This window comes from Corallococcus sp. M7, from assembly GCF_054512695.1.
The window spans coordinates 3740950-3759531 of the sequence record NZ_CM137252.1; the positions used below are offsets into that span (position 1 = coordinate 3740950).

Below are 18582 nucleotides of genomic sequence, written 5' to 3' on the forward strand. Positions count from 1 at the left end.
GTCATCCCGCGTGGCGATCCAGCCAGAGCCTCAGGGCGCGCGCGATGTCCTCGGGTGCGTCTTCCGGCGCATGGTGGCCCGCGCGTCCCAGCGGAACGATTTCGAGGCCCCGGAGGTTGGCTCGCGCCCACTCGATGATGTGCGGCGCGTTGAGCCCGATGTCTCCGAAGGTCAGCAGGAGCACCGGCTTCACGGAGGGCTGCGCGAGCCACGCGTCATAGCGCTCGATCACCGCGGCGACGTCAGCGGGCTCACCATCGATTGGAATCTCCCGGGGCCACTGCAGCACCGGGCGCCGCGACGCCGCGTCGGGATAGGGGGCCTGGTAGACGGCCCTGTCGCTCTCAGCGAGGCCACGCTGGACGCCATTCGCGAAGGACTTCTCGAGGAACGCGTTCTGTTCGAGCACGAGCGTCTCACCGACTCCCGGCGTGCGCAGGGCGCGGAACAGTTGCTCGCCCTGGGGAGGCCAGTCGCTCCAGCGCATGGGGCGGAGGAACGTCTCGAACACGGCCACGCCCCGCACGCGGTCCGGATGCCGCCGCGCCCAATCCAGGGCCAGCACTCCGCCCCAGTCGTAGCCGACGAGCACGACGTCCCGCAGGCCGAGCGCGTCGAACCACGCATCGAGGTACCTCGCGTGGTCCGCGAACCGGTACGGGATGTCCGGCTTGCCCGAAGCCCCCATGCCGATGAGGTCGGGCGCGAGGCAGCGGCCCCGGTCGGCGAGCCTCGGAATGACGTTCCGCCACACGTGTGAGGACGTGGGATTGCCGTGCAGGAACACGATGGGCGAGCCCGTCCCGGCCTCGCGGTAGGAGATGAACGAATCCAGGACCTGGACCTGGTGAACCATGGACATGGGCGTGCTCCGGGAAGGAAGCGGTGGAGAGGTGTGGCATGCGATGAGCACGCCCGCGACGAGACAGCCGAGCAGTCTATGCATGCACCCATGATGGGGAAGGGGACCCCTCGCTGGTAGTGATGGTTCGTGAGGTCTAGGCTCACCAACCGTGAGCATTTCGATCGCCGCCCTCGACCTCAACCTCCTCCTGGTGCTCCACACCGTCCTCACCGAGCGCAGCGTGGTGCGCGCGGCCGAGCGGCTCCACGTCACGCCCTCCGCCATCAGCAACAGCCTGGCGCGCCTGCGGTCCGTGCTGGGCGACCCGCTGGTCACGCGCAAGGGCCGTGGCATCGTCCCCACGCCCCGGGCGCTCGCGCTGGCCCCCGCCATCGCCCGAGGCCTGCGCGAACTGGAGTCCGGGCTTCACGAGGCCCCCTTCGAGCCGGCTCGTTGCACGCGCACCTTCACGCTCGCCGTCGCCGATGCGGGGCAGGTCACGTGGGGGCCGCGAATCGCCGCCCGGATGGCCCGGGAGCTGCCGGACGCGCGCCTCTCCGTGGTTGGCATCGCCTCGCTCGTGGCGCTCGGGGACCTGACGTCGTCACAGGTCGACCTGCACATCGGCCTCGCCGGGCGGGGCGCGGGCCTGCACGTCGAACCGCTGCTGGACGAGCGCACCGTCCTCGTGGCTCGCGAAGAGCACCCCGCGCTCGCGAAGCGGCTGTCCCCGCGTGCGCTCGGCGCGCTCCGTCACGTGGGCGTGGAGATGGTCCCTGGCAAGGGCTTCCGGGACCTCGTTGGCGCCGCGTACGCACGCGCGGGCATCCGGCGGGAGGTCGCCATGACGGTGCCTTCCTTCCTGACGGCGGCGGCAATCGTGTCCGCGACCGACCTGGTCGCGACGTTGCCGGAGTCACTCGTCGCGGCGCAGGGCGCGCGCCTGGGGGTTCGTGGCGTCAACGCGCCGGTCCCCGCGCACACCGTCAAGCTGGCCCTGTGCTGGCATGACCGCACCCATGCCGACCCGGCGGCGCGGTACTTCCGTGAGCTGGTTCGGCGCGCGGTCCTGGCCGAGTGAGCATCAGGAGATGAATCCCTCCCGCAGTCGGTAACTCGCGGATTTTTGTGATAGCCCGGCCCAAACCCTGGAGGCGCAATGTCGAAATGGAGTGCCTGTCTGTTCTTGCTGCTGTCCGCTTGCATGTCATCGGAAGGGGAGTCCGCGCTGGCGCCGGAGGCTCAACAGCAGGCGCTGCCGGGCTCGGAGGTCATCGACTTCGCCTCCGCGAGCACGCAGGCGAACACGGACGCGTCGGGCAAGAGCGGCGGCATGGCCGTGCTCAAGACGAACAGCGCGAACTGCACGGTGGGCGCGTACGCGGACTGCTATGCGCAGTACATCGAGTTCAGCCCCAGCTACACGGGCTACCTGTCCTTCAACCTCTCCAGCCTCACCCAGGCCGCGCCCACCCCGGCTCAAATCACCCAGCTCAGCCTGCTGACGAAGTACCAGGGGCCCGGCGTCGCGGCGTCCTACTACCAGTGGCAGCTCTACCGGTTCAGCACGTCCAGCTGGGTCAGCATCGCCAACTCACAGGGGCGCGGTGACTGGGTGTGGACGCCGGCCTTGACGCTCGCGCTCCCCACCACCGAGACCGCGTCGAACTTCGTGTCGAGCACCGGGGAGATCCGCGCGCGCCTCATCAAGGGAGCCGGGACGGACGCGGCGCAGCTGGACAGCCTGCGCCTCCAGGTGTCGTGGGACATCGCCTCGTCGTGCACGCCAGAGACGGACGCGGCCTTCTGCGCGCGGCTGGGCAAGAACTGCGACCCGGTGACGGGCACGGACAACTGTGGCCAGTCGCGCACGGTCTCCAGCTGCGGCACCTGCCAGAGCCCGGCGACGTGCGGCGGTGGCGGCACCCCGAACGTCTGTGGCGAGGCTTCCGCCTGCACGGTGGCGGCCTTCCCCAAGGGCACCACCTGGATGTGGGACCTGGAGCATGCGTCCATCCCCACGAACCTCAACGCCCAGGTCTACGTCGTCGACCTCTTCAACACGACCGCCGCGAAGATCCAGGAGTACAAGACCGCCGGCAAGAAGGTGGTCTGCTACTTCAGCGCGGGCTCCTATGAGGACTGGCGGGAAGACGCGAACCAGTTCCCGCAGGACACGTACTGCACCCCCGGGGAGAACTGCGCGCAGTCCGTGCACATCATGGGCGACTGGTGCACGAGCGGCGGTGGCTGTGAGTGGTGGTTGGATCACCGCAAGCCGGCGGTGCGCACGGTGATGACGTCGCGCATGCAGCTGGCGAAGAACAAGGGCTGCGACGCGGTGGAGCCGGACAACATCGACGGCTATTCGCACGACGACGAAATCAACTGCACCGACCAGGCCTGCTGGGGGCTCACGGCGGCGAACCAGCTCGACTACAACCGCTGGCTGGCCACCACCGCCCACTCCCTGTGCCTGGGCATCGCGCTCAAGAACGACGTGGACCAGGTCCCCTCGCTCGCGGACTCCTTCGACTTCGCCATCAACGAGGAGTGCCAGCGGTTCAACGAGTGCGCCGCCTACAAGACCTGGTTCACGAACAAGAACAAGGCGGTCTTCAACGCCGAGTACCGGAAGGACTCGAGCGGAGACATCACCAACTGGACGTCGTGCACGGGCACCGGGGCGACCTGCGCCTGCGGTGAGAGCAACTTCGCCCAGGGGGACATGCGCACCCTGGTCTTCAGCACCGCGTCGGTCCGCTACGACAACCTCCAGTTCACCTGCTGGTAGCGCGGGGGCCGGGGCGGTCCTCCCGCCCCGGCCTCTTCCTCAGTACTGGACGGTCGCGGTGTAGGCGAAGTGGTCGGAGCCGTACTTCTCCAGGCGCTCGGCGGGGCCGGTGCCGATGCCGATGCTGACGTAGATCTGATCGATGGGCACGCCGCTGACGCCCGCCGTGTTCAGGTGGTTCATCCCCGGGATGTCCTGCGACAGCGCGCGGTTGAAGTCGCCCACCAGCACCACGGGCAGCCCCCGGCCGCGCAGCTCCGCGACGACCTCGCGCACCACGGCATTGTGCGTCCGCCAGCGCTCCTGACGCTCCGGGTGCTCGCCGTTCCAGGCGCCGGAGATGTAGTGGGTGTTGACGAACGCCAGCTTCTCGCCGGTCGCGATGTTCTTCAGCACGACCCAGTTCACGAAGCGCGCCGGCGTCACTCCGGCCTCCCCGCCGTGCGTGAGCCGCGAACCGTCGCCCGTCTTCTCGAACTTGTTCTTGCGCCAGGAGATGGCGATGGAGTTGCGCGCGTCCAGCCGGTCCTCACCGGGCCGGAAGTGGGCGTAGTACTCCAATTCCCCCAGCTTGGAGTGGCCCTCCGCGGTGGACACCTCCTGCCAGCCGATGATGTCCGCGAGCGGCTTCATGTTTGCCTGCCCGTACCACGTGTTGTGCGTCGCGACCGTGGTCGTCGTGGCGGCCAACGCCGTCGCATCCGTCTCCTCGGTGGATGCGGGCACGAGCCCCAGGGAGAGCAGCAGGCTGAGAATGGCCGACGACAAGAGCTTGAGCATGGTTCCCTCGAAAGTGCGCGCCAGGTCATTCCTGGCGCGTCCTGGGGAAGCTAGCAAAAGCTGTATTCGCAGAAAATGCGACCCGAAATGTTTCCGTCAGCCGAGGACAAAGTCCCTGGGGCGCAGCGGCTCCGGCTGAGGCTCTCCCAGCGATTCCAGCATGTTGATCTCCGCCGTGCGGGACATCGCGAGCAGGGGCAGGTCGTTGGGCGCTTCTCCGAAGGGCTCTTCCATCTCCTCGCTGAGGAGGTCCAGGCCGAAGAAGGTGTAGGCAATCATGGCCGTGAGCACCGGCGTGAACCACCCCATGGACTCGGCGAGGCCGAAGGGCAGCAGCAGACAGAAGAGGTAGGCCGTGCGGTGCAGGAGCACCGTGTAGGCGAAGGGCAGGGGCGTGAGGCGGATGCGCTCGCAGGCGGTGAAGATGCTCATCATCGCGTGCACCCGTTCGTTCAAGGCGGCCCAGGTGATGTCGGTGAGACGGCCCTCGCGGAGCAGTCGGGCCAGCTCCAACTGGTGCTCACGGAGGATGGCGTTGGGGCGGTTGCCGCTGCCCAGGACGCGCGAGCGCTCGGGCTCTTCCAGATGGCGGCCCAGGGCCTCTGAAGCGTCTTGCGAGCGGAGGTGCGCGGCGAGCGCGTAGGGGAAGGCGATGGTGCGGTGCACCAGCCTCCTTGCCGCCTGCCGCCCGGCGTCGGGCAACTCGGCGCGCCCGTCGTCCAGCAGCGCGATGGCCGCCTGGGTGAAGGCGCGCACCTCGATGATGAGCGCGCCCCACTGCTTCCGCCCCTCCCACCAGCGGTCGTAGCAGGCGTTGTTGCGGAAGCCGAGGAAGATGGAGAGCGCGATGCCGAGCAGCGACAGCGGCGCGGGCGACGTGACGGGAAGCCGGATGTAGCCCTGCTTCAGCGTCAGGACGACCAGCGAGGCGAGTGCCGCGACCCCCAACACGTGGGGCAGGACGCGCGGCAGGATGGTGCCGCGCACGACGAACAGGAGCTTGAAGAAGCCAGGACGGGGACGAACGATCACGGCGCGTCTCGTGCCCCAAATCCGCGCCTGTCGCAAGCGTGCCGCCCTAGACTGCCTCCCTCCTGGAGGCTGAATGCACCCGAAGAGACTTCACCGGTTCCCCGTGTCCACGCTGCGCTCCCTGGCCGTGGGGGCCGCGCTGATGTGCGGCGCTGGCTGCTCGGACGATGAGGGCGTGGACGTCCCCAACCCGCTGACCAACCCGAAGGACGGGCCCCCGGCCGGCAACCCGAACGCCGAGGCGACGTGCACCGTACCCGCCGAGGCGGGGCTCGCGGACGTGTCCCGGCCCACCACCGTCGTCGGGACGGGGACGCCGGCCAGCTGTACCTCGGAGGCCTTCGTCAATGCCGTGGCGAAGGGCGGGGTCATCACCTTCGACTGCGGCCCGGAGCCCGTCGTCATCACGCTGGACCGGACGGCGAAGGTCTTCAACGACAAGGGGCCGGAGATCGTCATCGACGGCAAGGGGCTGGTGACGCTGAGCGGCGCGGGCAAGCACCGCATCCTCTACATGAACACCTGTGACCAGGCCCAGGTGTGGACGACCTCGCACTGCCAGGACCAGGACCACCCGCGGCTGACGCTCCAGAACCTCACCTTCGTGGACGCCAGCTCCAAGAGTGAGAAGGAGTACGACGGCGGCGGCGCGGTCTGGGTGCGCGGCGGGCGGGTGAAGGTCATCAACTCCCGCTTCTTCAACAACGTGTGCGTGGACACCGGCCCGGACGTCGGCGGCGCCGCGCTGCGCGTGTTCGACCAGTACGACGACCAGCCGGTCTACGTGGTGAACACGACCTTCGGCGGCAAGGAGGGCTACGGCGGGGTCTGCTCCAACGGCGGCGGCATCAGCAGCATTGGTGTGTCGTGGACCATCATCAACAGCCTCTTCTCCCACAACCGGGCCATCGGCAACGGCGCCAATCCCGCGCAGCCGGGCACGCCGGGCGGTGGTAGCGGTGGAGCCATCTACAACGATGGCAACACGATGACGCTCTCGCTCTGTGGCACGCGCATCGAACACAACGAGGTCAACGCGCACGGCAGCGCCATCTTCTTCGTGAGCAATGACCACTCAGGCGACATCCGCATCGACCGTTCGGTCATCCAGAACAACAAGGGTGGCTCCTGGTACGAGACCTGGCCCCAGATTTCGAATCACGCGGACACGCCCATCCGGGTGACGAACTCCACGATTGAGTAGTGGCCGTCCTGGTGGCGAGCCAACGCGTTTCAGTATGCTCCGCCCCGGTCTGTGTATCCGGCCGGGGGGACTCATGACGGAACGACGTGAGTGGGTATTCGGAGCGCATCGGGTGCATCTTGAGGCGCCTGATGTCTTGTGGGTCGACTTCCAGGGCGCCACGGGACTGGAGGACGCGAAGCGCCTGCTGTCCATCGTGCAGGAGGTGGCGGTCCAGGGGCCCGTGTTCGTCGTCGTGGACATCGACGGCTCTGTCATCGACAAACCTGCTCGCGAGCACTTCAGCAAGGAGTCCCGCCCGGAGTGGCTGCGAGGCGTCATCTACGTCGGCACCCAGCGGCTGCAGATGGCGAGCGCCAAGGCCGTCGCCTTCGCGCTCTACCTCACGGGCCGGCTGAAGGGGGACGTCGAGTTCGTCACCAGCGGTCAGGCCGCGCGCGACCTCATCGAGCGCAAGCGAGCGAAGGCGGCCCGCTAGCGGCTCCTGGGGGCATGGCGCCATCTGTTACATTCGGCGCCATGCGCGCATGGCTGGGTCTCGTGGTCCTGTTCTGCGCCCTCGGCACTCCGGCCCTGGGCGTCACGGTGGAAGCGGTCCCCCGGCCTGCCGCGGGCTCCTGGACGGTGGACCTCACGCCGTCCCACGTGCTCACGCCGGCGGTGCGGGCGGAGGTCGACGAGATGGCCCGGTCGCTGAATGACCGCGGGCTTGGCCAGCTCATGGTGGTGATGGTGGACACCACGTCGCCCAGGCGCTCGCGTGAGTTCGCGCTGGAGCTCTTCAATCGCTGGGGCATCGGTCATCCCGGCAGGGACGACGGCGCGCTGCTCTTCATCGCGTACGCGGACCGCAAGGCGGAGATCATCCTCGGAGACGGGGTCGATGAGCCCGACGACCAGGTGGCCAGCGACGTGGTGATGGCGCAGGAAGTGGTTCCTGCCTTCAAGCGTGGCGACCCGAACGGCGCCGTGCGTGGGGGCGCGCAAGGTCTGAAGGAGCTCATCGAGAACTCACGGCTCAACAACCCCGTCGACGCCGCTCCGAGCGCCGACAGTGATGTCGAACTCACGGACTGGGACCGGGAGGCGTTCCTGAACACCCCGCACATGCAGGTGCTCCCGGCGGAGGAGTCCTCCTCGCCGCCGAACGTCGGCCTCTTCGCGGGCGTCGCGGGCGTGCTCGGCGCGGCGGGGTTCGCGGGCAGTGCCTGGCTCCGCCGTCGTCCGCGCAAGTGCCGCACGTGCGGCGACCTTCGGGTGCGGCTTGGCGAGGCGGAGGACGATGCCCACCTCGACCCGGGACAGCGGTTCGAGGAGCAGCTGGGCTCCGTGGACTATGACGTCTGGTGGTGTGGTCCGTGCGAGGACGCGAGCGTCGAGCGCTACGGCCGGCTCTTCTCACGCTTCAAGCGGTGCCAGCGGTGCCGCTATGTGACGGGCAAGCAGACCTCACGCACGCTGAGGAGCGCGACCTACGACCATGGTGGCGAGGTGGAGGTGACGGTGCGCTGTGGACACTGCGACCACGTCACCACCTCACGCCACAGCACGCCCCGGCGCACCCGGCCCTCGTCGTCGAGTTCCTCGAGCTCCTCCCGCTCCTCTTCGTCGTCCGGAGGCGGGCGCTCGTCGGGAGGCGGCTCCAGCGGTAGCTGGTAGCCTTCAGGGGCGCGGTGGCGCCCAGAGCGCGCTGTGGGCCTCTGGCGCGTCCGGGGACTCCTCCGCCGTGTAGAAGTAGGCCGCGACCGTGGCCCGGCCCCGTCCTTCGGGACACGCCAGCGCGGCGGGGTGGCCGTGCCAGTGGGTGTCTCCGTGCGCCATCACGACCAGCCGATCCAGCACCGGGGCGATGCGGGCCTCGCACCGGGAGAGGTCGGCGTTCCACAGCTCCAGGTCACCGCCCCACGCGGGCTCCCAGCCCGGGTTCAGGTAGTACAGGACGGTGAGCCGCCGGGAGAGCGCGCGGGTGCGATCGCGATTGAAGTCCGCGTGGAGCGCCAGATGGCCTCCGCGCAGCGTGAGGTGCAGCCCCGCGCCCCGGAAGTGCGGATCCGCGATGAGCCCTTTGACGCCAGTGAGCGTCTCCAGGAAGTCGAGGAACGCCATGCCGGAGAGTTCCGCGAGCAGGTGCCGGAGCGCGCCGTGCACACCCTCGAAGGCCTTGCGCTGAAGCTGTCCCAGGCGGGCCGCCTGCTCTGGATGATCACGGCGCATCCAGGGGGCTCCGGTCGCGCCTGGAAAGACGCCGGCCAGGTCCGTCGCCAGCCGCTCCCCCAGGAAGTCATCGATGACGACGTGCGGATGGGGACGGGCGCTGTCGTAGGTGTCGCGATGCGCCAACGCGAGTGAGCGGAGCGCGGTCCGGCTGAGGAAGAAGCTCGGGCCCAGCAACGGACCTTCATCAACTGTCGCGACGCTCACGGGACCTCTTCCGGTGGGGGTTGCCGGCCGTCGATGATGCCATGCTCGTTGCACCCACGCTTCCGGACAGACAGGAGCCGCAATGGCGACGAAGACCCGAGTCCCGCAGACGATCGACGCCTATCTGGCAAGCGTGCCCGACCCGGCGGCGAAGAAGACCCTGACCGCCCTGCGCACGCAGCTGCGGAAGTTGCTCCCCAAGGCCACGGAGACGATCAGCTACCAGATGCCCACCTTCAAGGTGGATGGGAGCGCCGTCGCGGGCTTCGCCTTCTTCAAGAACCACTGCGGCTACTACCCCTTCAGCGGCGGTGTGGTGCCGGCGATGGCGTCGGAGCTGGAGGGCTACGCCACGTCGAAGAGCGGCGTCACCTTTCCTCCGGACGAACCGCTCCCCGCGAAGCTGGTGAAGAAGCTGGTGCAGGCGCGGCTCGCGGAGATCGCCACGCGCGCGAAGAAGCCCGCGGCCGCGAAGAAAGCGCTCATCACCGAACGCATCACGGACGCGGCGGTGAAGGAGGCCACCGGCCGTGACTGGAAGGCCTGGATGCGCGCCCTGGACAAGGCGGGAGCGGCCGGGCTGACCCACAAGCAGCTGGCCGTGCTCGTGGGCCGCGAGGTCGAGTCCCGCTGGTGGCAGCAGTCGATCGCCGTGGCGTATGAGCAGGCCCGAGGCAAGCGGGTGGTGGGCGAGACCGCCGCCACGGGCTTCCAGGTGGGCGTCGTGCGCACGCTGCCGATGACCGCCCCCGAACTGTGGGAGTGGATCACGACGCACCCGGAGCGCTGGCTGGGCCCGGGCGCGACGCTGCAGGCCGAAGCAGGAGGCCGTTATGAGGCCCCCAAGCGTCGCGGCGTCCCCGCCGTGCGAGGCGAAGTCCGGGTGGTGAAGCCCGGCCAGCGCCTGCGCATGACCTGGGAGACGGACGGTTGGAAGAAGCCGGCGACCTTGCAGCTCACGGTGATGCCGAAGGCGAAGGGCGCTTCCCTCCACGTGCACATGGAGAAGCTCCCGGACGCGGAGGTCCGCGAGGCCATGCGCGAGCGCTGGTCGAAGGTCCTTGCCCGGGTTGTCTAGTGTTCTTCGGGCGGGGGATTGACGTTGCGTCCACCCACCCAGTACTTCCGAGCCCTCACCGACGAGACACCGCCCTGGGGGCGGGCCGGTGATGGATGAGGGGGAGTACATGCGAGCCATGGCGAAGTGGGGGACCCTCCTGGTGGCCCTGGGCGTGGCCCTGGGAGCGTGCTCGGACGCGGGGCTTCCGGGGGCTGGAGTGTCCGCGAAGCAGGGCTCACGCGCCGAGGCGCTCGCGGCGGGGGAGGCCCGGCTCCTGCGTGACATCCGCCCGGGAACGGCGACCGCCAGCCCGTCCTACGCCGAGTTCGCGTCCCATGCACTGCGCGTGGGGCGCACGCTCTTCTATGCCGCCTCCGATGTGCGCAACGGGCTCGAGCTGTGGAAGAGCGATGGCACCCCCGAGGGCACCTCGCTGGTCATGGACATCCGGCCGGGGTTCAACGATTCGAACCCGGACAACTTCGTGGAGATGGACGGCATCCTCTACTTCTCCGCCACCGATCACGCCGGCAACGAGCTGTGGCGCAGTGACGGCACTCCCGAGGGGACCTGGCGGGTCAAGGACCTGGTCCCGGGGCCCAACAGCGGCGCACCGCGCGCCTTCACCCGCGTGGGCCACCGGCTGTTCTTCGCCCGCGACCGCGAGCTGTGGACGAGCGATGGCACCGATGCGGGCACCGTGCGCGTGCGCTCCTTCGAGGGCTCCATCTGGGGCACCGTGGGAGATCTCACCCTCTCGGGAGGGACGCTCTTCTTCTCCGCGAACGAGCCGGGCCATGGCTGGGAGCTGTGGAGGAGCGACGGCACCCCCGAGGGCACGGTGCTGGTGAAGGACATCTGGCCCGGCACGGGCCACTCCCAGCCCACGAACTTGAAGGATGTGAACGGGACGCTCTTCTTCACCGCGGATGACGGTGTGCACGGCAACGAGCTGTGGAAGAGCAATGGCACTGCCGAAGGCACGGTGCTCATCGCGGACGCGAACCCCAGGGTCAACGGCGGTCTGTTCATCAGCTCGCCAGCGGTCGTGGGCGGGACGTACTACTTCGCGAACGATGGGCTGAACGGCGAGGGGCTCGAGCTGTGGAAGAGCGACGGTACGCCCGAGGGCACGGGGATGCTCAAGGACCTCATGCGGGAGGGAAACGGCATCCCCCAGTCCTTCATCGAGGTGAACGGCGTGGCCCTCTTCACCGCCCAGGGGGATGGGATCGGGCGCGAGCTGTGGCGGACCGATGGCACTCCCGGGGGCACGGTGCTGGTGAAGGACATCGCGCCCGGGGGCGACTACTCCTTTCCATACTTCCTGGGGGTCATGGACGGGGTCCTCTACCTCGCCGCGAATGACGGCGTGTCCGGCAACGAGCTGTGGCGCAGTGATGGCACACCCGAGGGCACCTGGCGGGTGAAGGACATCAACCCCGGCTCCGCTGAAAGCGGGTTCAGCAAGATGCTGGTGCTGGACGGCCGCCTCTACTTCTTCGCCTATGACGCGGCGAAGGGCATGGAGCTGTGGACGAGTGATGGCACCGAGGCCGGCACCGAGCGACTGACGGACCGGGGGCCCGCGACGTTCGATTCCAATCCCCTGTACTTCGTGGATGTGGGCGGCAAGGCGTTCTTCATCGCGGATGATGGCGTGCACGGCAACGAGCTGTGGAAGAGCGACGGCACGCCCGAGGGCACGGAGCTGGTGAAGGACGTGTCCGCGGGCATGGCCACCTCGGGGTTGGGGGGGCTCACCCGGGTTGGCGAGACGCTCTTCTTCGTCGCCCATACGCCGGCCACGGGCCATGAGTTGTGGAAGAGCGACGGCTCCGAGTCCGGCACGGTGATGGTGAAGGAGATCCGCTCCGGGACGGCGTCGTGTGACTGCAACATGTTGGTGGCCTACCAGGGGATGCTCTACTTCATCGCCAACGATGGCGTGTCCGGCGTGGACCTCTGGCGCAGCGACGGCACCGCCGAGGGCACGGTGAAGGTGAAGGACCTGTCCTATGACCTGTCCAGCGGCGCCGTCCGCGAGCCCGTGCTGATGGACGGCATCCTGTACTTCATCCGCCTCTCCGCGCTGTGGCGCACGGACGGGACGGACGCGGGGACGTGGATGGTGAAGCAGCTCATCGGTGATTCGAGCAGTGATTCCTACCAACTCACCGCCGTGGGGAACCGGCTCTTCTTCCGCTCTTTCGACTACTCCTACGGCTCCGAGCTGTGGATGAGCGACGGCACGTCCGAGGGGACGGAGCGGGTGAAGGACATCTGGCCCGGCGCGTCGGGCTCCAAGCCCTCCTCGCTGGTGGGCGTGAATGGAAGGGTCTACTTCGCCGCGAGCGACGGCATGTCCGGCAACGAGCTGTGGCGGAGCGATGGCACGCCCGAGGGCACGGTGAAGGTGAAGGACCTAGTGCCGGGTGGCAGCTCCGCGCCCACGTTGCTGACGCGCGTGGGCGAGACGCTCTACTTCGCCGCCACCGACGCCTTGGGGGCACCGGAGCTGTGGAAGAGCGATGGCACCGAGGCGGGCACCGTGCGTGTCCGGGGGCCTGTGCCGGGCCTCACGGGCACTGGAGAAACGGTGCCGTTTCTCGCGCTCGAGCCTGAGGGCGTGTTGCTGTTCGCCGCCGCGGATGCCGCGTCCGGCATTGAGGTGTGGAAGACGGACGGGACGGAAGCGGGCACCGTGCGCATCACGGACATCGCGCCGGGGCCGGGCTCGTCGCGCCCGCGCATGCTCACGCGCAGCGGCAACCGCATCTTCCTCTCCGCGAATGACGGCTGGACGGGCCTTGAGCCCTGGCTCATTCCCCTGCGGGCGGTGACCGGCCCCGTGCCGCCGACCGTGACCTGCCCCGAGGACGTCACCGCGGAGGCCTCCCGTGCCGCGGGCGCTGACGTGATCCTGCCGGAGGCTCGGGCCTCGGACGACACCGCCGCGCCTCGGGTGACGTACAGCCCGGAGTCGGGCAGCACCTTTTCGCTGGGCGACACCCAGGTCTCGGTCACGGCGCAAGACGAGGAGGGGCTCACGGCCACGTGTACCTTCCACGTGTTCGTCCGCGACACCACCGCGCCCAAGGTGACGTGTCCGGAGGACGTCTCCGTCACCGTCGAGGCTGAGGCTGCGCACCCCGTGGAGTTCCCGCCCGCCACCGCCGTGGATCTCGTCACGGCCGCTCCCGTCCTGACGTACAGCCAGGCCTCGGGCAGCACCTTCCCGGCCGGGACGACGCCCGTCACCGTCACGGCCGAGGACACCGCGGGCAACCGCGCCACGTGCGACTTCCAGGTGTCGGTGACCGTGATGCCGCCTCCGTTCGACGCGGGGACGGAGCCGGACGCTGGGGTGGATCCGGACGCTGGCATTCAGACGCCGGACGCTGGAGTGGAGTCCGACGCTGGAGTGGAGTCCGACGCTGGAGTGGAGTCCGACGCTGGAGTGGGGTCCGACGCGGGGATGGAGTCCGACGCGGGGATGGAGTCCGACGCGGGGATGGAGTCCGACGCTGGAGCGGATCCGGACGGTGGCGCTCAGAAGCCGGACGCCGGGCCGGAGTCGGACGCTGGGGTGGAGCCGGACGCTGGGGTGGAGCCGGACGCCGGGACTCAGGTGCCGGACGCGGGAACGAAGCCAGACGCGGGTGTTCAGCCGAACCCGGATTCAGAGGGCACGGGGTGCGGATGCTCGGCGGACAGTGGTGCTCCCGTGAGCGCTGTCTGGGGAATGCTGGGGCTCCTCGGCTTGATGGCGGCCCGGCGTCGCTCCATCTCCTGAGCGACGTTCGAGCGGTGCGGTATCGGGATGCCCTGGCCCGTTCTGGCCGGGACATCCCGTGCCCAGGTCGCATGTGCGCCCCGGGTTCATCTACAGGCGGAACTCCTCCTCCAGCAGCGCCGCCGCACGAGCGGCCCCAGCCTCGGCTCGCAGCTCCTGGCGAAGGGCCGCCAGCCGGGTCGCGACGGCTGGGTCCTCCGTGAGCTGAAGCAGCGCGGAGCGCAGCGCGTCCGGCGTTGCGTCCTCCGTGTCGATCCGTTTCGCGACGCCAAGCGCGACGAGCTGGTCGGCATTGGAGAACTGGTCCGTCGACTGGGGCACGGCGATCATGGGCAGCCCGCAGTACAGGCCCTCCTGTGCGCCACCCATGCCCGCATGGGTGATGAACGCATCCGCCTGCTCGAGCACCGCCAACTGCGGCACCCAGCGGTGGACCTCGACGTTGTCGGGGAGGGTCCCCAGGTCCTCCATGGCCACGTGCTTGCCGATCTGCAGCACGACGTGCCAGCCGGGAAGCCCGCCAAACGCAGCGATGCACGCGCGGTAGAAGGTCGGCTGGCGCGTGAAGGTCGAGCCGAGCGACACCAGCAGCACCTTCCGTGCGCCTGGGGGACGCTGCCACGAGCCCTGCGCCGAGCGATCCCCGAAGCACGGCCCCACGAAGGTGAAGCGCTTGCGGTCCACCCGGTCCGCCTGGGGTTGGAGCGCGCGCGGGATGAGCACCAGTCCACGCGGCGGCTTCCCGACGAAGAGCATGGCGTCGGTCTCCGCCACGCCACACTCCTTCAGCCAGGCGGAGTAGCGCTGGTAATGCGCCACGGCGCGCGGGTCGGTGCGCAGCGTCTCCACCAGCGCGGCCATGTCCTGCTCATAGCCCTCCCAGGCGACGGAGGAGGGGGAGAGCTGGACCGCGGGGATGCCCCAGTTCTCTCCGAGGATCCGCGCCGTGGAACAGCCGATGTCGTAGAGGAAGAGATCCGGCCGGTCGTGCTCATACGCCGCGCGCAGCTGCGGAAGCATGGCCATGGCGTCATCGAGGAACATGTCCAGCTGTCCCACCAGGTCGTCGGGCCAGCGCGTGTCCGGCGCCCCTTCGCGGGGGAGCAGGGAGCGGTAGGGGCGAAGCTCCGCGCCCGTGCGGGAGATGGCCTCCGCGAAGTCCGTGTCGTTGGCGTACGTCACCCGGTGGCCTCGGGAGACCAGCTCCCGGATGAGCTCCAGGCTCGGATTGACGTGGCCATGGGCGGGGATGCTGACCATCGCGATGTGGGCACGGCGAGACATGGTGCTCTCCTGGCGGAAGGTGACGAGACGAACCGTCTCGTTTCGTCACAATCCGCCCGGAGTGCCTGGATGTCAAGACGAGACGTGCCGTCTCGTGAGTTGGTAGGCTGGCCGCCCATGGCTGACCCGAAGACCCCGGAACCGTCCCGCCGCAGTGAACGCTCCCGCCAGGCCATCCTCACGGCGGCCGTCGAGCTCGTCGGTGAGATGGGCTACGCGCGTCTGACGATTGAAGCGATCGCGGCGCGGGCGGGGGTGGGCAAGCAGACCATCTACCGGTGGTGGCCGTCCAAAGGTGCGGTGGTGCTGGACGCCTTCGTGGAGCTGAGCGGCGGCAACCAGCCCGCGGCGCTGCCGGACACCGGCAACCTCAAGGCCGACCTGCGGGAGGTGCTGCGCGCCACGGTGCAAGAGCTCACGGATCCGCGCTTCGAGCTGCCCTCTCGGGCGCTCACCGCCGAATCGCAGGCGGACCCCGCGCTGGCCCAGCAGTTCGTGGAGGCCGTGCTGCGGCCCCACTTGAGGGCGGTCCAGGAGCGGCTGCGTTCAGCCCAGCGCGCGGGCCAGGTCGCGAAGGGAGTGGACCTGGATGTCGCGGTGGAGCTGCTCGTCGGGCCGCTCTTCCATCGGTGGCTGCTTCGCACCGCGCCCCTCACGAGCGCTTACGCGGACACCGTGGTGGATCTGGCTATCGCCGCGCTGCGGCCCCCATCCAAGGGCCGCTAGCGGGAGCCGGGGCCTTCCGGGCGAAGCGCTGGCGGTAGTAGCGGGTCCACAGCTTCAGCCCCACCACGCCCACCACCGTGGGCCCCAGGAAGATCGCGAGCTGAAGGCCCTCGATGCCGACGTGCCTGGCGTTCACCACCAGCGCGGCGGTGATGGTGCCGATGCCCGAGGCCACCATGGCGCCCATGTGCTGGAACCACCAGTGCATGCGGTCCTGGGGCGGCCGCATCCAGTACCAGAGCCCGGTCAGGCCGGAGAAGATGCCCACCGGCGCGAAGCCCCAGAGCAGGGGCACGCCCATCCGCAGTCCGTACGCCTCGGTGAAGAGCCCCATGCACAGGAGCAGCGTGGACAGGCCCACGTCCACCGGGTGCGTGCTCGTCCCGGTGCGCGTCTTCGTGCGAATCACGCGCACCCCCATGGACGCGGAGGCCGCGCTCAGCACCGCGATGTAGATGAAGAAGAGGTCCATGGGCTGCTCGCCCGGTGCCCGGATGAAGCGCGGTCCGGACATGGCCAGCGCGGAGAGCGCCGCGGAGATCATCGCGCCCACGTAGGCCTGGCCCACGCGCCGGTGCAGGGTGCCTCCCTTGCGCGCCACCAGGGGCAGCCAGAGCGTGACGAACGCGAGGATTCCCGACGCGATATGGAGCCAGCGGGCGAGGAGATAGAACGACACGGGTGCCTCCGACGGGTTGCGAGTCCGAGAAGCAAGGTACGCGTCGGCGCGTGTGCCTCCATCTGGCGGAAGTCATACGGCCCGCATGTGACTTCCGGCACATGGCCCCCACGCCCCGGGTGGCCTAGGTTCCCCGGCCATGCCCGAGCAGTCCCCCGTGGCGAAGCCCGCCACCACTCATCGCCTGCTGCTCGTCGCCGGGATGCTGACCTGGGCCGTGGTCGGCGTCGCGCACGCCGAGGACCTGGCGCGTGAGCCCGCGCGGTGGACGGCGCCGGACACGCTGCTGTGGGGACTCGCGCTCCTCACCTTCGGTGGGGCCTTCTGGTTCCAGACGCGAGAGCAGGGCAGAGGAGAGCTGCCGCTGCTCGTCGCGCAGACGCTCGCGGCGCTCGGCTGCATTGCCATGGGGGAGAGCGGGCTAGACGGCGCGCTGCTCGCCATCACCGCCGGACAGGTGCCGGAGATCCTCCCCCAGCGCCGGGCGCTGGCGTGGGTGGGGACCCAGGTGCTGGGCATGCTGGTGGTGTTCGCGCTCCAGCGTCCGCTCGTCCAGGCATTGGTGCAGACGCTCATCTTTACCGGCTTCCAGGGCTTCACGTTCGGCACGGCCCTGGTGATGGTCCGCGAGGCCGAGGCCCGCCGCGAGCTGGCCCGGGTGCACGCGGAGCTCCAGGCCACCCAGGTGCTGCTCGCCACGCGTGAGCGCGAAGGCGAACGGTTGCGCATCGCGCGTGAGCTGCACGACTCCGTGGGGCACCACCTCACCGCGCTCAGCCTCAACCTGGAGGCCGCCGCGTACACCGCGAAGGACACGGCCGCCGCCGAACACCTGCGCCGCGCGCGAGAGACCGCCCGCACGCTCCTGTCCGAGGTACGCCGCACGGTAACGGAGCTGCGCGAGGCGCCCATGCCGCTCTTGCCATCGCTGCGCGCGCTCGCGGAAGGCGCCCCGGGGCTCGACGTGCATCTGGATGTCCCCGGCGAGCTGGCCCTGGAGTCCACCGAAGCGGCGCACTCGCTGTTCCGCTGCGTGCAGGAGGTCCTCACCAATACGCTGCGCCACGCCGGGGCCCGCAACCTGTGGATTGTCATTGCCCCCACGGAGGACGGCGGGGTGCGGGTGCACGCGCGGGACGACGGAAGCGGCGCGGTGAGGGTGACGCCCGGCGCGGGGCTCACCGGCATGCAGGAGCGGTTCACCCGGCTGGGCGGGCGCGTGGAGTGGCGCGCGGCGACGGGGAAGGGGCTGGAATTGGAGGCGTGGCTGCCGGCCACGCAGGAGCGTGGGGTGGGGACATGAACACGGTCCGCCTGGTGCTCGCGGATGACCACGCCCTGGTGCGCCAGGGCTTGCGAAGCCTGCTGGACCTCACGCCGGACCTGCGGGTGGTGGGGGAGGCCTCGGACGGGGAGGAGGCGCTGCGCAAGGTCGCGGAGCTGAACCCGGACGTGGTGCTCATGGACGTGCGGATGCCGCGCATGACAGGGCTGGAGGCCCTGCGCGCGCTGCGCCGCACGGACGCGGACCGGCGCGTGGTGCTGCTCACGACCTTCGACGAGGACGCCGTCCTCATTGAAGCGCTCCGCCTGGGCGTGCAGGGCTTCCTCCTCAAGGACGTGTCGCTGGAGGAGCTGGCGGAGGCCATCCGGCGCGTCGCGTCCGGTCAGACGCTGCTGCCGCCAGGCGTCGCGGAGCGCGTCGCACGCGGCATGGCGGAGCTGCCCCGAGACTTCCCCCACGCGGACCTGCCGGAGGGGCTCACCCGCCGCGAGGTGGAGGTGCTGCGCCTCATCGCGCGGGGACTGAGCAACCGGGAGATCGCCGACGCGCTGGGGACGGCGGAGGGCACGGTGAAGAACCAGACCTCCAGCATCCTCTCCAAGCTGGGCGTGAGGGACCGCACCCGCGCCGTGCTCCGCGCCATGGAGCTGGGCTGCCTCTGAGGAGGCCGCGGGGGC

The 18582-nt window shown here is 69.5% G+C and carries 16 protein-coding genes; 10 read left to right on the plus strand and 6 right to left on the minus strand.

What is annotated here, in order from left to right:
• Position 1: 1 nt before the first annotated feature.
• A complete protein-coding gene (locus tag ACX114_RS15385) occupies positions 2-862 on the minus strand; it encodes a haloalkane dehalogenase (RefSeq protein ID WP_459298830.1) in 861 nt (286 codons plus the stop codon).
• 151 nt (positions 863-1013) lie between these two features.
• Here ACX114_RS15385 and ACX114_RS15390 point away from each other — a divergent pair, with 151 nt between their 5' ends.
• Complete coding sequence (locus ACX114_RS15390) at positions 1014-1925, plus strand: LysR family transcriptional regulator (RefSeq protein ID WP_459298832.1); 912 nt, start codon at positions 1014-1016, stop codon at positions 1923-1925.
• Positions 1926-2030: 105 nt separating this feature from the next.
• Entirely contained in the window at positions 2031-3638 is a 1608-nt protein-coding gene (locus tag ACX114_RS15395) for an endo alpha-1,4 polygalactosaminidase (protein ID WP_459298834.1), read from the plus strand.
• 39 nt (positions 3639-3677) lie between these two features.
• On the opposite strand, the gene ACX114_RS15400 is transcribed toward ACX114_RS15395, so the two are convergent.
• Entirely contained in the window at positions 3678-4418 is a 741-nt protein-coding gene (locus ACX114_RS15400) for an endonuclease/exonuclease/phosphatase family protein (RefSeq protein ID WP_459298836.1), read from the minus strand.
• Positions 4419-4514: 96 nt separating this feature from the next.
• Positions 4515-5450 carry a bestrophin family protein gene (locus ACX114_RS15405; RefSeq protein WP_459298838.1) on the minus strand — a complete coding sequence of 312 codons (936 nt, stop codon included), beginning with the start codon at positions 5448-5450 and terminating at the stop codon, positions 4515-4517.
• A 73-nt stretch (positions 5451-5523) separates the two neighbouring features.
• Here ACX114_RS15405 and ACX114_RS15410 point away from each other — a divergent pair, with 73 nt between their 5' ends.
• The 3 genes from ACX114_RS15410 (at position 5524) to ACX114_RS15420 (ending at position 8313) form a co-directional block, all read left to right on the plus strand.
• The gene (locus ACX114_RS15410; RefSeq protein WP_459298840.1) at positions 5524-6654 is read left to right on the plus strand and encodes a hypothetical protein; all 1131 of its coding nucleotides are present in this window, start codon (positions 5524-5526) and stop codon (positions 6652-6654) included.
• Between the two features lie 136 nt (positions 6655-6790).
• Positions 6791-7132, plus strand: coding sequence for a hypothetical protein (locus ACX114_RS15415; protein WP_459298842.1), 342 nt, complete (start codon positions 6791-6793; stop codon positions 7130-7132).
• Positions 7133-7173: 41 nt separating this feature from the next.
• Positions 7174-8313 (plus strand): TPM domain-containing protein, encoded by a 1140-nt coding sequence (locus ACX114_RS15420; protein WP_459298844.1) that lies wholly within the window; start codon positions 7174-7176, stop codon positions 8311-8313.
• Positions 8314-8316: 3 nt separating this feature from the next.
• Here ACX114_RS15420 and ACX114_RS15425 read toward each other — a convergent pair whose 3' ends face one another.
• Positions 8317-9075, minus strand: coding sequence for a 2OG-Fe(II) oxygenase (locus tag ACX114_RS15425; RefSeq protein ID WP_459298846.1), 759 nt, complete (start codon positions 9073-9075; stop codon positions 8317-8319).
• 82 nt (positions 9076-9157) lie between these two features.
• On the opposite strand from ACX114_RS15425, the gene ACX114_RS15430 reads away from it, so the two are divergent.
• Positions 9158-10153: a DUF1801 domain-containing protein gene (locus ACX114_RS15430; RefSeq protein ID WP_459298848.1), complete on the plus strand. Its 996-nt coding sequence runs from the start codon at positions 9158-9160 to the stop codon at positions 10151-10153.
• Positions 10154-10271: 118 nt separating this feature from the next.
• Complete coding sequence (locus tag ACX114_RS15435; RefSeq protein ID WP_459298850.1) at positions 10272-13931, plus strand: ELWxxDGT repeat protein; 3660 nt, start codon at positions 10272-10274, stop codon at positions 13929-13931.
• A gap of 90 nt (positions 13932-14021) precedes the next feature.
• Here ACX114_RS15435 and ACX114_RS15440 read toward each other — a convergent pair whose 3' ends face one another.
• Positions 14022-15215: a macrolide family glycosyltransferase gene (locus ACX114_RS15440; protein ID WP_459298851.1), complete on the minus strand. Its 1194-nt coding sequence runs from the start codon at positions 15213-15215 to the stop codon at positions 14022-14024.
• Positions 15216-15332: 117 nt separating this feature from the next.
• On the opposite strand from ACX114_RS15440, the gene ACX114_RS15445 reads away from it, so the two are divergent.
• Positions 15333-15941 carry a TetR/AcrR family transcriptional regulator gene (locus tag ACX114_RS15445; protein ID WP_459298852.1) on the plus strand — a complete coding sequence of 203 codons (609 nt, stop codon included), beginning with the start codon at positions 15333-15335 and terminating at the stop codon, positions 15939-15941.
• Here the strand turns inward: ACX114_RS15445 and ACX114_RS15450 are convergent.
• Positions 15904-16620 (minus strand): DUF2306 domain-containing protein, encoded by a 717-nt coding sequence (locus ACX114_RS15450; protein WP_459298853.1) that lies wholly within the window; start codon positions 16618-16620, stop codon positions 15904-15906. The genes ACX114_RS15445 and ACX114_RS15450 overlap by 38 nt on opposite strands.
• A 139-nt stretch (positions 16621-16759) precedes the next feature.
• Between ACX114_RS15450 and ACX114_RS15455 the strand changes: the two genes are divergently transcribed.
• Both ACX114_RS15455 and ACX114_RS15460 read left to right on the plus strand, forming a co-directional pair.
• Entirely contained in the window at positions 16760-17923 is a 1164-nt protein-coding gene (locus ACX114_RS15455) for a sensor histidine kinase (RefSeq protein WP_459298854.1), read from the plus strand.
• Positions 17920-18567, plus strand: coding sequence for a response regulator (locus ACX114_RS15460; protein ID WP_459298855.1), 648 nt, complete (start codon positions 17920-17922; stop codon positions 18565-18567). The genes ACX114_RS15455 and ACX114_RS15460 overlap by 4 nt, the downstream gene beginning before the upstream one ends.
• Positions 18568-18582 lie beyond the last annotated feature (15 nt).